The organism is Bradyrhizobium sp. Ec3.3 (assembly GCF_000472925.1).
Classification (GTDB): Bacteria; Pseudomonadota; Alphaproteobacteria; order Rhizobiales; family Xanthobacteraceae; genus Bradyrhizobium.
On the sequence record NZ_AXAS01000043.1, the window covers coordinates 11881 to 26008 of the forward strand.

Sequence of the window (14128 nt, forward strand, 5' to 3'; positions counted from 1 at the left end):
CCGCCATACCTTGAGGCACGGCTCAATCGTCATTGATCGCAAACGATAAATCGGCTTCAATATGTGATGATTTCTCACAAATTGGCCGTGACCATGCCGCGCCCCCTTCCGCCCCTCAATGCGCTGCCGAGTTTTGAGGCCGCGGCGCGCCACCTGAGTTTTTCCAGAGCGGCCGACGAGTTGCGCGTTACCCACGGGGCCGTGAGTCGAGCAGTCCGCAATCTCGAGGATCATCTTGGCGTGCAACTGATGATACGGGCGACCCGCTCGGTGCGGCTCACCCCAATTGGCGCATCCTATGCAGCCGAAATTCGCAGCGCCCTGGAGCACCTCGCGTCGGCGACCTCGGCCGCCGCCGGAAAATCCTCTGGAATAGTCAGCGTCAGCACTATCGACTCATTCGCTGCCAGATGGCTCATGCCCAGGATGTTTCGTTTCCGGCAGATCCACGGCGATATCGACGTGCGAGTGGCGACGTCGGAACGGCTCGCTGATTTTGTCACCGACGGAATCGACATCGCCATTCGCTGTGGCGGCGGCCAATATCCGGGTCTGACAACCGAACTGTTGATGAAGGAAGATCATTTTCCGGTCTGCAGCCCGAAACTGCTCAAAGGCCGGTGTCCGTTGCGCAGCCCGGCCGACCTCGCTCGTCACACACTCCTCCATGACGTCTTCACCGTCGACTGGGCCATCTGGCTGCATAGTGGCGGAATCGACAATGTCGATCCGCATCGAGGCCCGAGGTTTCTGTCGTCCGACCACGCGATCCAAGCCGCAATTCGGGGCGAGGGAGTCGTGCTTGGCCGCAGCGCCCTGGTCGGGGATGACCTTGCAGCAGGCCGGTTGGTGCGGCCGTTCGACCTGAGTCTGCCGGCAGGCTTCGCCTACTACGTCGTCTGTCCGCCGCGTGCCTTGCAACGGCCCAACGTGAAGGCGTTCCGCGACTGGCTCATAGCTGAGGCACGCTCAAACAAGCCCTGAATGGGCGGCCGCGATCAAGGTCGTCTCATCTTCTGTGTTCGCCAAGTGTGGTGCAGAGGGCGCCGTCTTCCCGAGAATCAGATCTGCCGCTTTTTCCGCGATCATGATGGTCGGCGCGTTCGTGTTGGATGAGGTGATGCGCGGCATCACGGAAGCGTCGCAAATCCGCAGGCCATCGAGTCCACGAAGTCTCAGCGACGGATCGACCACCGCTAGCTGGTCGACACCCATCCGGCAGGTACCCACGGGATGGTGGTCGGTTTTGCAGGACCTGAATGCGTAGTCGGCGAGAGCATCTTCGCTCGTTGCCGCGATGCCAGGCATTCGCTCGACCATGACAAACGGCTCGAGCGCGGGTTGCCGGAGAATCTCGCGGGCCATCTTCAGCCCCTCGATTGCTGCCGAGCGATCACGCGCATCAGACCAGTAGTTCGGATCAATCATAGGCATCGCGGAAGGATCGCCGCTTGCGAGCCGCACGGTGCCACGCGAGGTGGGCCGCAGGAATGCCGAATTGAGCGTGACGCCTGCATGCTTGAGCTTCTCCACGCCCGCCTCGATTCCCGAGCCGAGCCCGAGATGGAATTGCACGTCCGGCCATTCCAGCGCTCTTGCCGCCGGGTCGGCGTACCAGAAGCCCCCGGTCTCAAACAGGGTGGACGCGACCGGTCCACGCTTGAACAGCAGATATTCCAGCCCCGCCCAGATCGTGCGGTGCAGCTTCGCATAGCTGTCGTAGGTAAAGTCGCCCTTGCACTCCGCAATCGCATAGAGGTCGAGATGGTCCTGAAGATTCTCGCCCACACCAGGCAAATCGTGGATCGGCCTGACACCGACTGAATTCAGATGATCGGCCGGACCGATCCCCGATAGCAGCAGAAGACGAGGCGATCCGATGGCGCCGGACGCAAGGATGATCTCCCGCTCGGCCCGAACGATCTCCCGCTCCCCTCCGCGCACCGACTCGATTCCGACAGCACGCCCGTTCTCGACCACGATCCGCGTGCTGTAGGCGCCGGTCAGGACGGTGAGGTTCGGTCGGCCGCGGATCGGCTTCAGATAGGCGGTGGCGGTCGAGCAGCGCCGCGCATCCCGCACCGTCACCTGATAGTGCCCAACGCCCTCCTGCCGCGCACCGTTGAAATCAGGATTGTAGGGCATTCCGTATTCCTGCCCGGCTCGCAGAAAAGCTTCGCTGATCGGCAAAGGGTTGACGGGCACCGAGACGCCCAGCGGACCACCGCGCGCATGGTAGGCGTCGACGAAGCGCTGGTTGTCTTCGGCGCGCTTGAAGTAAGGCAAGACATCCGCGTAGCCCCAACCTGTCGCACCATCCGCCGCCCAGCCATCATAGTCGCGGACATTTCCACGGGTGTAGACCTGCGCGTTGATGCTGGAGCCACCCCCGAGCACCTTCGCCTGGGTATAGCGCAGCACCCGACCGCTCAGGTGGCGCTGGGGCACCGTCGAGTATCCCCAGGAGGCGATGCCCTTGGTCATCTTGGCAAAACCCGCCGGCATGCTGAACAGCGGGTTGTTGTCGCTGCCGCCGGCCTCGAGCAGGAGCACCCTGATCGACGCATCGACGCTCAGGCGGCTCGCGAGCACGCAGCCGGCGGAGCCGGCGCCGACGATGATGTAATCGTAAGCCGTCATCTCATGTCCCCATGAGTTCGAAGATCGGTCCTCGCGACATGATCCGCGACGCGCAACGCCTGGGCGGCGATCGTCAGTGACGGGTTCACCGCCGCCGACGTCGGCAGGAACGACGCATCGACAACGAACAGATTGAGGTGATCAAAGGCGCGGCAGAACGGATCGAGCGGTGATGTCGCGGGATCGAGGCCGATGCGCACCGTCCCGCACTGATGCGAGGGCGTGCGTCGGTCGAACGCCTTTGACAGCACGATCGGATAGCCCGCAGCACGCAACCGTTCCTTCAATGCCGCCACAAGCGCCAGATGGGTCGTCCAGTTCGAACGCTGCCAATCGAGCCGGATGTTCGCACCGTCGACCGTCACACGGCTCTCGGCGCTCGGCAGATCCTCGCTCATCGCGTACCAGTCGACCGCATGCCGGCTCATGAGCCCAAGCGCCAATTCCGGTGCGAGCGGCATGCTGGCTTTCAGAATCGGCGCTGTGACACGTCCAAGCAACTGGACGTTGCCGAGCGGCGGTCCGCCGTGCCCATCATCGAGATAGAAATCGTTGATGCCGATCGTCTTCTGGTAGATCGAGTCGTTGACGACACGCGGGTCGATCGCCAGCACGGCCGAGGAATTGTGGTTCATGAAATAACGGCCAACTGCATCGGAACGGTTCGCAATGCCGGCCTGTGACGAGCGCAGCAGCAGCGCGGCCGAATTGACGGCTCCCGCCGCGAGCACAACGATCTCGGCACAGATCATCCTCCGCTCACCAGCCTGGATGACCTCGACGCCGGCAATGCGTTTGCCGTCCGGCTCGGCGACAAGCCGCTCGACCTGTGCATCTTCACGCAGTTCGACATTGTCGTGAGCGAGCGCACAGGCAAGCCCGCAGGACTCGGCATCCATCTTGCCGTGCCCGGCGTCCGGGAATGCATCCCAGGGCGTCCTGGCGCGCTTGAGCCATGTCTCGATGTCGATGCCGAGGGGCAGTGAAAACGGGTTGAGCCCGGTCTTCTTGAGCCGCTGTCGTACCGCGGCGATCGCCGGCTCATCCGGCACCGGGCCGAACGGATAAGGCAGGGAGTGAAAAGGCTCCGAGGAATCGTCGCCGAGCGCGCCGCGCACGTTGTAGAGCTGCTCCGCGCGGGTATACCACGGCTCCAGTTCGCCATAGCTGAACGGCCAGCCCGGCGTCGTTCCGTCGCGGTGCGCGACAGGCGCGAAGTCCTCCGCGCGGTAGCGGATCAGCACCGCCCCGTAAAGCTTAGTATTGCCGCCGACATAGTAGTAATTGCCGGGGTTGAAGGCCTTCCCTGTCCCATCGAGCCAGGACTCCTGCGGCCGGAACACCCCGCGCTGAAAGATCGCCCTCGCATCCCGCGCAGCCTCACAGTCGCGCAAACGCTGGCCGCGCTCGAGGATCACGATCCTTGCGCCTGTAGGCGCCAGGCCCGCGGCAAAGGTCGCACCGCCCATGCCCGATCCGATGACGAGGACATCGGCTGTCTCCGTGATCTTCATGCAGCTCTCGCAGCGCTCGATCAGATGCGGCGCGTGGTCGCTGGGTCGAACAGCACCGCCTTGTCGAGATTGAACGCGAAGGTGTGCGGTTGTCCGAGCCGGACGTCAGCATCGGCGCGCATGCGGGCGGTCACCTCCTTGCCCGCGACCCGGATGACGACATAGGTGTCCGATCCAGCGGGCTCGATGATCTCCACGCTCGCATCGAACCGGATAACCGATCTGGCGTTGCGGTCCATGCTCTCGTCATCGTTCACGGCCTCGGGACGAATGCCGAAGATCACCTTGGCACCGTCCTTCAACCCGGCAGGATCGGCACTCGCCGGCACTGGCAACATGATCGATGACCCATCCTTGCGCGCGAGCGCGATCCGCTGCTGGCCATCTGCCTGCACGACCGTGCCCTCGAGCAGGTTCATCGCCGGTGATCCCATGAAGTCCGCGACGAACATGTTGGCGGGACGATTATAGATCTCGCTCGGACTTCCCACCTGCTGCAGTTCGCCATTCTTCAGTACGGCGATCTTTGTCGCCAGCGTCATGGCCTCGATCTGATCGTGCGTGACATAAACGATCGTCGTGCCGGTCGTCTGGTGCAGACGCTTGATCTCTACCCGCATGTCGACACGCAGCTTGGCATCGAGGTTCGACAACGGCTCGTCGAACAGAAAGACACTGGGTCGTCTGACGAGCGCCCGTCCCATGGCGACCCGCTGTCTTTGTCCGCCGGAGAGCTGGCTCGGCCGGCGCGACAAGAGATGTTCGATCTGCAAGGTCTTTGCGACCGAAGCGACCGCCTGGTCGCGCTCCGCTCTCGGAACACCCCGCATCTCCATGCCGAACCCGATGTTCTCGGCGACCGACATGTTCGGGTAGAGCGCATAAGACTGGAACACCATTGCGATGTCCCGCTTCGACGGGTGCAGATCATTGACGACAGCGCCGCCGATGCGGATCTCGCCCGAAGAGATCCCCTCCAGGCCCGCAATGGTGTTGAGCAGGGTCGACTTGCCGCAGCCGGACGGACCGACCAGCACCAGAAAGCCGCCCTTCTCGAGCGTGATATCGATCCCCTTCAGAACCTCGATCGTCCCGAAGCGCTTGCGAAGCGAGTTGATCTCGAGCGTGGCCATCTCATCATCCCTTTACGGCGCCAGCCATCAGGCCGCGGACAAAATATCGACCGGCAATGACATAGACGAGCAGCGTCGGCGCGGCGGCAATGATCGCGGCCGCCATGTTGACGTTGTATTCGACCACACCCGTCGAGGTGTTGACGAGATTGTTGAGCGCGACCGTCATCGGCGCGGTATCGCCGGCCGCAAAGGTCGAACCGAACAGGAAATCGTTCCAGATATTCGTGAACTGATAGATCACGGTGACGATGATGATCGGCGTGGAGTTCGGCAGCAGTATGCGGCGGAAGATCTGGAAGAAGCTCGCACCGTCGATCATGGCGGCCTTGATGAGCTCGGACGGAAACGCCGCGTAATAGTTGCGGAAAAACAGGGTCGTGAATCCCAGTCCATAGATGACGTGCACGATCACCAGATTGACCGTCGCGTTGCCGAGACCGAACGACCAGCCGGTCAAGTCAGCGAGGTTGACTCCGATGCGGCCGAGCATACCGAGGATCACGGCCATCGGAATGATGACCGACTGGAAAGGGATGAAGCAGGCAAACAGCATCATCCCGAACACGAGCTTGTGGCCGGGAAAGCTCCACTTGGTCAGGACGTAGCCGTTCAATGCACCGAGCAAAGTCGAGATGAGCACTGCCGGAACGACCATCTTCACCGAGTTGAAGAAATAGCCGCTGATCCCGCGCGTCTCCGACACGCCGATGCGCGCCTCGCCCCACGCCATGGACCATGGCGCGAATGTCAGGTGCCGCGGGAGAGCGAACATGTTGCCGCCGGTGACCTCATCCAGCGGCTTGAGCGACGTCATCACCATGACCAGGAGCGGCACGAGATAGACGAGCGCGAACAGAAACAACAGGCCATAGATGACGATCCGTGTCGTCCGAGAGTGGCCCGGACCGCGGCGCGACGGCGTTGACGTGACCAGGTCGGCGGCGCTCATCGGCTCTGCTCCCTGGTTTCGGAGTAGATGTAGGGAACCATGATCGCCGCGATCGTCATCAGCATGATCACTGCGCTGGCCGATCCAACCGCCATCTGGTTGCGGGTGAACGTATAGGAGTACATGAACGTCGACGGCAGCTCCGCCGCCCCGCCAGGGTTCTTGCCGGTCACCGACAGCACGAGGTCATAGGACTTGATCGCCATGTGGGCCAGCACGATCAGCGCCGAGAAGAAGACCGGGCGTATGATCGGAATGACGATGCGGCGGTAGGTCTGGTAGGTCGAGGCGCCGTCGATCTGTGCCGCCTTGAGGATTTCGCCGTCGACACCGCGAAGCCCGGCGAGAAACATCGCCATGACGAAGCCCGAACTCTGCCAGATGCCGGCGATCGCGACGCAATAGATCATCATCTGCGGATCGACGACCCAATCGAAATGGAAGCTGGTCCATCCCCACTCGTGCAAGGCGTTTTCGAGCCCGATGCGCGGATCGAGAAACAGCTTCCAGGCTGTGCCCGTCACGATGAATGACAGCGCCAACGGATAGAGATAGATCGGCCGCAAAATGCCTTCGCCGCGAATCTTCTGATCAAGCAGGATCGCCAGCAGCAAGCCGAGGAAAAGGCAGAAGAAGATGTAGAGGCCGCCGAACAGCCCCATGTTGACGAGCGCGGTGTACCAGTTCGACGGCGGATCGGTCTCGAAGGTCCAGTTCCACAGCCTCACGTAGTTGGTAAAGCCGACGAGGTTTGTGGTCGGAAACGCCTTCGAACTCGTGAACGACAGAAACAGGGTCCAGAGATTGAAGCCGTAGACGAAGACCAGCACGAGCAGGAATGACGGCGCCAGCACAAGCCGTGGCAGCCAGTCCTGGAACCACCCGCGTAAAGACGGGCCGAGCTTCCGCCGGGCCATTGCGGTTGCCGCCTCGCGTTCGGTCATCGCGGTCATGATGATCCTCCGAAAGCCACGCTCCGTCGCCGCGACGAGCCCTGGAGGGCGAGGCAGGCGTAGCAATGACTTCGATTTCGATAGCCTCTCCCGTTTACAGAGCAGCGCAAACAGGAGAGGAGCCGTCGAGCCACTACTTGGCGGCGTTGATTGCCTTCACCAGCTCTGTCACAGCGATATCCGACGTCTTGATCCCGCCGTGCATGAACTTCGTCACGACATCGTAGTACGCCGTGGCGATGGCCGGCGGCTGAGCGTAGTTCTGGGCGAGCGAGCCGAAGAACGTTCCCTTTGCGTTGGCCGTCTTGACGTCGGCGATGCCCTTTTTGCCGCAGATGTCGAAGGCAGCGTCGGAAACGTCCGTTCTCGCCGGGACGGAGCCCTTGATGACGTTGAACGCCGACTGGACGTCGGGGTTCATCGTCACCTGCGCGAGTGCAAGCTGCGCCGCCTGGCGATCCGCCGGCACCTTGAAGAAGGCGAACATGTCGGAGTTGTAGAACACTGACCCGTCCGTGCCCGGGAAGCGGTAGCAAAGGTAGTCCTTCCCAGCCTCTTTGTGCGCTGCCGCGAACTCGCCCTTGGCCCAGTCGCCCATCACCTGCACGAGCGCGTCACCCTTGATCACCATGGCGGTCGCGAGATTCCAATCGCGTCCGGTGTAGTTTGGGTCGACATAGTCACGCAGCTTGGCGAGGTTGTCGAACGCCTTCTTCATCGTGTCGGACTTGAGCGCGCCCTCGTCGAGGTCCACGAAAGCTTTCTTGTAGAACTCGGTGCCGCCGGTCGAGGCGACGATCGAATCGAACATCGTCGCTTCCTGCCAGGGCTGACCGCCGAGCGCGAGCGGAATAACGCCGCCCTTCTTTGCCTTGTCGAGCAGCGCGACAAACTCGTCGAAGTTCTTCGGCTCCGTACCGCCGATCTTCTCCATCACGGCCTTATTTAGCCAGATCCAGTTGACGGAATGAATGTTGATCGGAACGGCCCCCCACTTGCCGTTGGTCTTGGCAAACTTCTGCAGTGCGACGGGTACGACCTTGTCCCAGCCGTCCTTGTCCGCAAGCGACGAAATGTCGGCGAGCGAGCCCTGTTCGGCGTACTCCAGCGCGTAGTAGCCGAGGATCTGCGATGCCGTCGGCGGATTACCCGCGGCGACATTGGCCTTCAGCGTGGTCATCGCCGCACCCCCACCGCCGCCGGCGACCGGCACGTCCTTCCAGGCATATCCCTGCTTGGCGACGGCCTGCTTGATGACGTCGAGCGCAGCCGCTTCGCCACCCGACGTCCACCAATGCAGCATCTGCACTTCCTTGATGTCCGCCGCGTGCCCCAGCGTCCCATAGCTGATGGTGACGGCAGTCAAAGCCGTCGAGATCAGAAATGCGCGGAACTTCATGCGCGTGTCCCTTCCCTTTTTTGGTCGTTTCCTGCCGGAAGCGGTCCGGCACCGTTTCGAGAGGCCTGTTCGGCTCTTGAATTTCATTATCGTTGTCGTCCGCGGTTGCCGCCGAACCCACTCGAAGCGGCCCGCCTTCAACGCTCCTTTCCTAGTGTCCAACAAAACGAGGGGCGCGCTTGCCTTTGAAGGCAGCAACACCCTCGGCGAGATCATCGGTCGTGGCGGTGAGCGCGCCGGCAAGCCCTTCGATGGGGGCGTCACTGTCCTCCCCTTCGGCCGCATTGATCATGGCCTTGACGATCTGCACGGCGAGCGGACCGCGCGCGGCAACGTCGGACGCCAGGCTTTCGGCGCGGGTCAGTGCCTGGCCGCCGTCGGTTACCTCGTCGACGAGCCCGAGCTCGCAGCCTTCTTCGGCGGTGAACAGCCGGCCCGTGAGCGCCATGCGGCGCACCACGGAGGCGCCGAAGCGGCGAACCAGGCGCTGCGTTCCCGACCAGCCCGGCGCCATGCCCAATCCCGTCTCCGGAAGTCCGAGCTTGATGCCGCGCTCGGCGATGCGCACGTCCGCCACCGCGGCGAGCTCCAGTCCGCCGCCGAATGCGTGGCCGGTGAGCGCCGCAATGAGCGGCACGCGCAGGCGCGCCAGCGCCTCGAACGCGCGATGGCCCGCACGCGTCCAATCGCGCCACATGTCGAGCGCCGGCAAGCCGCCCCAGGCCGCAATATCGCCGCCGGCGCAAAATGCCTTGCCTTCGCCGAACAGGATCGCCACGCGGGTCTCGCGCGAGGCCTCGATGGCCCGCGCCGCCTCACCGAGCGCCTCGACCATGTCGCGATCGAGCGCATTGAGCTTGTCGGGGCGCTTGAGGCCGAGACGGGCGATCGATCCCTGGAAGGTCAATTCGACAAACGGGCTCAAGCTGCCCTCCGCAATTCGAGGCCAATCGGTTCGGGGCGGAACAGCACGGCCGGCATCAACTTGAGATTGCCCGCCACTCGCAATGGGAATTCGGATTGTGCAAGCACGTCGCGCTGCAAGTCAACACCGGGCGCGATCTCGACGACGGTGACGCCCTCGGGCTCGAGCCTCAGGACGCAGCGTTCGGTGACGTAGACGATCTCCTGCCCCTGCGCGACCGCCCGCCTTCCCGAGAAGGACACCTGCTCGACCTCGTTGACGAGTTTCCTGACCTTGCCTTCCCTGGCAATCCGCAATGAGCCGTCGGCGATCTCGAGGCCTGCGCCCGCGGTGAAGTAACCGGAGAACACGATGCGCTTGGCTCGCGCCGTGATGTCGACAAAGCCGCCAGCCCCGGCCGTCACATGGGGACGGAGGCCGAGCTTCGAAACGTTGACCGAGCCCGAGCGGTCGATCTGCAGAAACGAGAGCAGCGACATGTCGAAGCCACCGCCCTGGAAATAGGTGAATTGATGCGGCGACTGAACGATGGCCTCGGCATTGGCGGCGCAGCCGAACTGGAAATCGAGCAGCGGAACGCCGCCGATGGCGCCCTGCTCGATCACCCAGGTGACCGCACCGTGCCGGCCTTCCTCGATCAGAATACGCGGGACGTTGGCCGAAATGCCGAATCCGATGTTGACGGCGTCGCCGTCGCGAAGCTCCATCGCGACGCGACGCGCAATGGCTTTGCCGACGTCGAATTTTGGCGTCTCGAACGAGGCGATTGGTCGAAAGATCTCACCGGAAATCGCGGGCTCATACGGTGTGTTCGTGGTCTGGAGCTGGTCCGGGGCCACGACGATCGCGTCGACGAGCACGCCGGGCACGACGACGTCATGAGGACGCAAGGTGCCGGCAGCCGCGAGGCGCTTGACCTGCGCGATCACGAGGCCGCCATTGTTGCGCACGCTCAGCGCCTGATCGAGCGGCCCGAGAATGCCGCCCTCGTGCTCATAGGAGAGGTTGCCGCGCTCGTCCGCGGTGGTAGCGCGAATAATCGCGACCTGCGGAACGATGCTCGGGAAGAACAGCCAGTCCTCGCCGGCGAAGTTCACGCGACTGACGATCGGCTCGGCAGCAGCCTTGCCGTTCATCGCACAGCCTTCACGCATCGGGTCGACGAAGGTGTCCATGCCGACCTTGGTCAGCACACCCGGGCGCTTCGCGGCGGCTTCACGATGCATGTCGAACAGGATTCCCGACGGCACATTGTAGGCGGGAATGGTGTCCCCCGAGATCATCTCCCAGATCGCAGGGGGAGCGGCGGAAGAAGGGCCGGATGGATAAGAGCCGGCCAGGACCTTCCTGAGGCATCCAGGCTTTGCGATGTGATCGATGCCCTTGACACCCCACATGTCGCCGGCAGCGATCGGATGCAGCGTCGTCAGGTTGCGCGGGTGGCCTTCCGCATCAAATCTTGCGCCGATGGCGGCGAGCACGACATCCGGGCAGCCCAGCCCGGACGACGAAGAGACCGTCACGACGGCGCCGTCGGGTATCAGATGGGCCGCCTCCGAAGCACTCAAGACCTTCGTTCGTGCCATATCCGCCTCAGGTCGTCAGATCGATGGGCGTCTCGTGCCCCGTTTGCGCCGCTTCGCGCGTCGACAACGCGACGCTCAACGACTTGATTCCGTCCTCGCCCGTAGCCGACGGTGCCCCACGACCGGCAACAGCATCGCCGAACAAGCGCACCGCCCGCAGATAGAGATCCTCGTGCGCAATCGAGAGCGGCTTCTCGCCGTCCTTGCTCCGCAGCAGAACCTCGCCTTTGGGCTGCTGGGTCATGCAGTCGGTCCCGATCAGCGATCCGTCTTCGCCATGGACCTCGAAGCCGGTCACCGCGTATCTGGTCGTGAAGGCGTCGTGGAACTGGGCAATCAGCCCGCTTTCGAAGCGGACAACCCCCATGACGCCGTCTTCGAGCCCTGCCTGGCCCATGCCGGCCCGCGACGTCATCGCGGTTACGGCGACAGGATCGTCGTCGAGCACGAAACGCATGGTGTCGGCGTCATGAACGGTGATGTCGAGCACCACGCCGCCACCCGCCTGAGGCCGCTCGATCCGCCAGCCCTGCAGGTGCGGCGGAAGATAGACCGCATGAAACACGCGGGCGAACAGGGGCTTGCCGATGTGGCCCGCCTTGATCGCAGCATGCATTGCGCGATGGGTGGCCGCGTTGCGCAAATGGTGGTTCGTCCCCATTTGCACCCCTGCCGCCTTGCAGGCCGCGACCATTCGCCTTGCATCCGCCAGGTTCAATGCGAGCGGCTTCTCGCACAGCACGTGCTTGCCGGCCGCAGCTGCGGCCAGCGTTTGCGAACAATGATGCTCGTTCGTTGTCGAGATGTAGACCGCATCGATACCGCTTCCGAGCAACGCGTCGAGGTCTGTTGTTGCAGTCGCGATCCCGTTCTCGCCGGCAAATCGCTGCGCGCGCTCCGGATCGCTGCTCATCACAGCCACCACCTCGCCGCCCGCTCCACGGATGGACCCGATCATCCACTCGCGCGCGATCGTACTTGCACCGATCAATCCCCAACGCAGGCCACTCAAGATGCGATCCTCCGTTTGAATGTCGCCCCACAACTCTCCCGAACGACCAACCGCGCTTCGCCCACGTAACTCTCGAGACGACGCTCGCCCTCGTTGATCTGCCTCAGCAGCATCTGCGCGGCGCGTTCTCCGAGACTGCCGGCGTCAACCGACACGGTGGTCAGAGCGGGAGAGACATGACGGGCCTCGGCGGTATCATCGAAACCGACGATGGCAACATCCCGCCCGACGGTCAGCCCCTGTCGTGCGATCGCCAGCATCGCGCCGATGGCCACGACGTCGTTGAAGCAAACCACTGCCGTTGGTCGCCTTTCCGACGACAGCAGGCGCTTCATGGCATCGAAGCCGCCATCCTTCGTCGGCATGCTCTCGATGATCCGTGCGGGCTCGACGACAAGTCGCGCCTGCTCCATAGCGCGCGCAAACCCGGCGACACGGTCCTGGAAAACGACCATCCGGCCAACGCCGCCGACGAAGGCGATATCGCGATGGCCGAGCTCGATCAGATGCTCGGTCGCCCGCGCTGCACCGGCCAGATTGTCGGAAACCACCAGCGAGGCTCGGGTTCCGATGATCCGCCGGATCGCAAGCACGATGGGCAGACGCGCCTCGAGCCGCGAGATTTCCGCCACGTCGGTGTCGAGCGCCGGACAAAGGATCAGGCCGGCGGCGCCATGCTCCCGCATCGAGCGGACCACCTCGGCCTGCCGGACGACGCTCTCGGCGGTATTGGCGATGAATGGAACAAAGCCGGAGTTTTGCAGGGCGCGCTCGATGCCAATGGCAAGCTCCGCGAAAAACGGGTTCGACAGATCATTGATGACCATTCCGACGATGTCGGCCCTCGCGCGGCGCAAGCTCGCGGCACCGCGGTTGTAGACATAGCCGAGAGCGTCCATCGCCCCCGCCACGCGCTGGCGCGTCTCCTCTCTGACGAGAGGACTTCTCTTGAGCACGAGCGACACCGTCGACTTCGACACGCCCGCCGACTTGGCAATGTCGAGGATCGTCACTGCACGAGATTTACGCCCCGCACGCGCCATGCCCTCTGCGAACCTCCGCATCTTTTGGAACGTTCCAATACTCCTATTCCAACCAAGACACAAGACCTCAAAAATGCGGCAAATGCGGAAAAATGGCCTCGAACGCCAGAACCTTCATATTATAGAACGTTCCAAATTCAGGAGATGCCCGTTTGCTTGGGCTCGAGCGCATGGAGGGAAACCGATATGAACGATCAGCGACGACCTGGCGCCCTGGTGACGGGAGCGGGGCGCGGCATCGGCCGCGCAATCGCGCTCGCGCTATCGAGAGCCGGCTTCTCGATCATCGTGAATGATCTTCCCGGCTCGGAAGATGTTGACGAGACGGTAGCAGCCATCCGCGAAATAGGCGGGGATGCAAAGGCCATCAGCCTCGATATTTCGCAGGTCGAGCAGCACCATCAATTCGTGGACGAAGCCTGGAATGCCTTTGGCGGCATCGAATGCCTCGTCAACAATGCCGGTGTTTCCGTGACCGTCCGCGATGATCTCTTGAAGATGACGCAGGAGAGCTATGACCGCGTCATGAGGATCAACCTGCGCGGTCCCCTCTTCCTGACCCAGGAGGTCGCACGGCGAATGATCGGCGCGCAATCACAGCACTTTCGCAGCATCATTACGATTTCGTCGATCAATGCCGAATTCGCCTCGACTGACCGCGGCGAGTACTGCGTCTCCAAGACGGGACTGTCCATGATGGCCCGGCTTTTCGCTATCCGGCTCGCCGATCACGGCATCGGGTCCTACGAGCTTCGGCCAGGGATCATCCGAACGCAAATGACTGCCGTCGCGAAGGACAAGTACGACCGGCTCATTGGCGAGGGCCTCACGCCCATCAAGCGCTGGGGAGAGCCGGAGGATATCGGAAAAGCCGTTGCCACCCTGGCGACAGGCCAACTCGGCTATTCGACGGGAGACGTCATCCACGTCGATGGCGGTCTGGCGCTGCGGAAGCTCTGACGGCGAAAGCA

At 63.0% G+C, this 14128-nt stretch carries 12 protein-coding genes; 2 read left to right on the forward strand and 10 right to left on the reverse strand.

Annotation, left to right across the window (positions count from 1 at the left end; translation table 11 throughout):
• The first annotated feature begins 87 nt into the window (after positions 1 to 87).
• A complete protein-coding gene (locus tag YUU_RS0131590) occupies positions 88 to 984 on the forward strand; it encodes a transcriptional regulator GcvA (RefSeq protein ID WP_371260527.1) in 897 nt (298 codons plus the stop codon).
• Here YUU_RS0131590 and YUU_RS52395 read toward each other — a convergent pair.
• From YUU_RS52395 to YUU_RS0131640, 10 genes are all read right to left on the reverse strand, one after another.
• Positions 970 to 2640: a GMC family oxidoreductase gene (locus YUU_RS52395; protein WP_051389993.1), complete on the reverse strand. Its 1671-nt coding sequence runs from the start codon at positions 2638 to 2640 to the stop codon at positions 970 to 972. The two genes, YUU_RS0131590 and YUU_RS52395, sit on opposite strands and share 15 nt — an antisense overlap.
• On the reverse strand, positions 2637 to 4154 hold the full coding sequence (locus YUU_RS0131600) for an FAD-dependent oxidoreductase (protein ID WP_035663892.1): 1518 nt from the start codon (positions 4152 to 4154) through the stop codon (positions 2637 to 2639). The genes YUU_RS52395 and YUU_RS0131600 overlap by 4 nt, the downstream gene beginning before the upstream one ends.
• 20 nt (positions 4155 to 4174) lie before the next feature.
• Positions 4175 to 5287, reverse strand: coding sequence for an ABC transporter ATP-binding protein (locus YUU_RS0131605; RefSeq protein ID WP_027525950.1), 1113 nt, complete (start codon positions 5285 to 5287; stop codon positions 4175 to 4177).
• 4 nt (positions 5288 to 5291) lie between these two features.
• Positions 5292 to 6239 carry a carbohydrate ABC transporter permease gene (locus tag YUU_RS0131610; RefSeq protein WP_027525951.1) on the reverse strand — a complete coding sequence of 316 codons (948 nt, stop codon included), beginning with the start codon at positions 6237 to 6239 and terminating at the stop codon, positions 5292 to 5294.
• Entirely contained in the window at positions 6236 to 7183 is a 948-nt protein-coding gene (locus YUU_RS0131615; protein WP_051389998.1) for a carbohydrate ABC transporter permease, read from the reverse strand. Before YUU_RS0131615 ends, YUU_RS0131610 begins: the two co-directional genes overlap by 4 nt.
• A gap of 142 nt (positions 7184 to 7325) precedes the next feature.
• A complete protein-coding gene (locus YUU_RS0131620) occupies positions 7326 to 8591 on the reverse strand; it encodes an ABC transporter substrate-binding protein (protein WP_027525953.1) in 1266 nt (421 codons plus the stop codon).
• 151 nt (positions 8592 to 8742) lie between these two features.
• Entirely contained in the window at positions 8743 to 9516 is a 774-nt protein-coding gene (locus tag YUU_RS0131625; protein WP_027525954.1) for an enoyl-CoA hydratase/isomerase family protein, read from the reverse strand.
• The gene (locus tag YUU_RS0131630; RefSeq protein WP_027525955.1) at positions 9513 to 11102 is read right to left on the reverse strand and encodes an acyl CoA:acetate/3-ketoacid CoA transferase; all 1590 of its coding nucleotides are present in this window, start codon (positions 11100 to 11102) and stop codon (positions 9513 to 9515) included. The genes YUU_RS0131625 and YUU_RS0131630 overlap by 4 nt, the downstream gene beginning before the upstream one ends.
• Positions 11103 to 11109: 7 nt before the next feature.
• Positions 11110 to 12105, reverse strand: coding sequence for a Gfo/Idh/MocA family protein (locus tag YUU_RS0131635; RefSeq protein WP_035663925.1), 996 nt, complete (start codon positions 12103 to 12105; stop codon positions 11110 to 11112).
• A gap of 5 nt (positions 12106 to 12110) precedes the next feature.
• Positions 12111 to 13178, reverse strand: coding sequence for a LacI family DNA-binding transcriptional regulator (locus YUU_RS0131640; RefSeq protein WP_245288155.1), 1068 nt, complete (start codon positions 13176 to 13178; stop codon positions 12111 to 12113).
• Between the two features lie 165 nt (positions 13179 to 13343).
• Here YUU_RS0131640 and YUU_RS0131645 point away from each other — a divergent pair, with 165 nt between their 5' ends.
• The gene (locus YUU_RS0131645; protein WP_027525958.1) at positions 13344 to 14117 is read left to right on the forward strand and encodes a 3-ketoacyl-ACP reductase; all 774 of its coding nucleotides are present in this window, start codon (positions 13344 to 13346) and stop codon (positions 14115 to 14117) included.
• The last annotated feature ends 11 nt before the right edge of the window (positions 14118 to 14128 follow it).

Coding starts and splice junctions, on each gene's coding strand:
- YUU_RS52395 (WP_051389993.1), bottom strand. CDS start 2,640: ATGACGGCTTACGATTACATCATCGTCGGCGCCGGCTCCGCCGGCTGC.
- YUU_RS0131600 (WP_035663892.1), bottom strand. CDS start 4,154: ATGAAGATCACGGAGACAGCCGATGTCCTCGTCATCGGATCGGGCATG.
- YUU_RS0131605 (WP_027525950.1), bottom strand. CDS start 5,287: ATGGCCACGCTCGAGATCAACTCGCTTCGCAAGCGCTTCGGGACGATC.
- YUU_RS0131610 (WP_027525951.1), bottom strand. CDS start 6,239: ATGAGCGCCGCCGACCTGGTCACGTCAACGCCGTCGCGCCGCGGTCCG.
- YUU_RS0131615 (WP_051389998.1), bottom strand. CDS start 7,183: ATGACCGAACGCGAGGCGGCAACCGCAATGGCCCGGCGGAAGCTCGGC.
- YUU_RS0131620 (WP_027525953.1), bottom strand. CDS start 8,591: ATGAAGTTCCGCGCATTTCTGATCTCGACGGCTTTGACTGCCGTCACC.
- YUU_RS0131630 (WP_027525955.1), bottom strand. CDS start 11,102: ATGGCACGAACGAAGGTCTTGAGTGCTTCGGAGGCGGCCCATCTGATA.
- YUU_RS0131640 (WP_245288155.1), bottom strand. CDS start 13,178: ATGCGGAGGTTCGCAGAGGGCATGGCGCGTGCGGGGCGTAAATCTCGT.
- YUU_RS0131645 (WP_027525958.1), top strand. CDS start 13,344: ATGAACGATCAGCGACGACCTGGCGCCCTGGTGACGGGAGCGGGGCGC.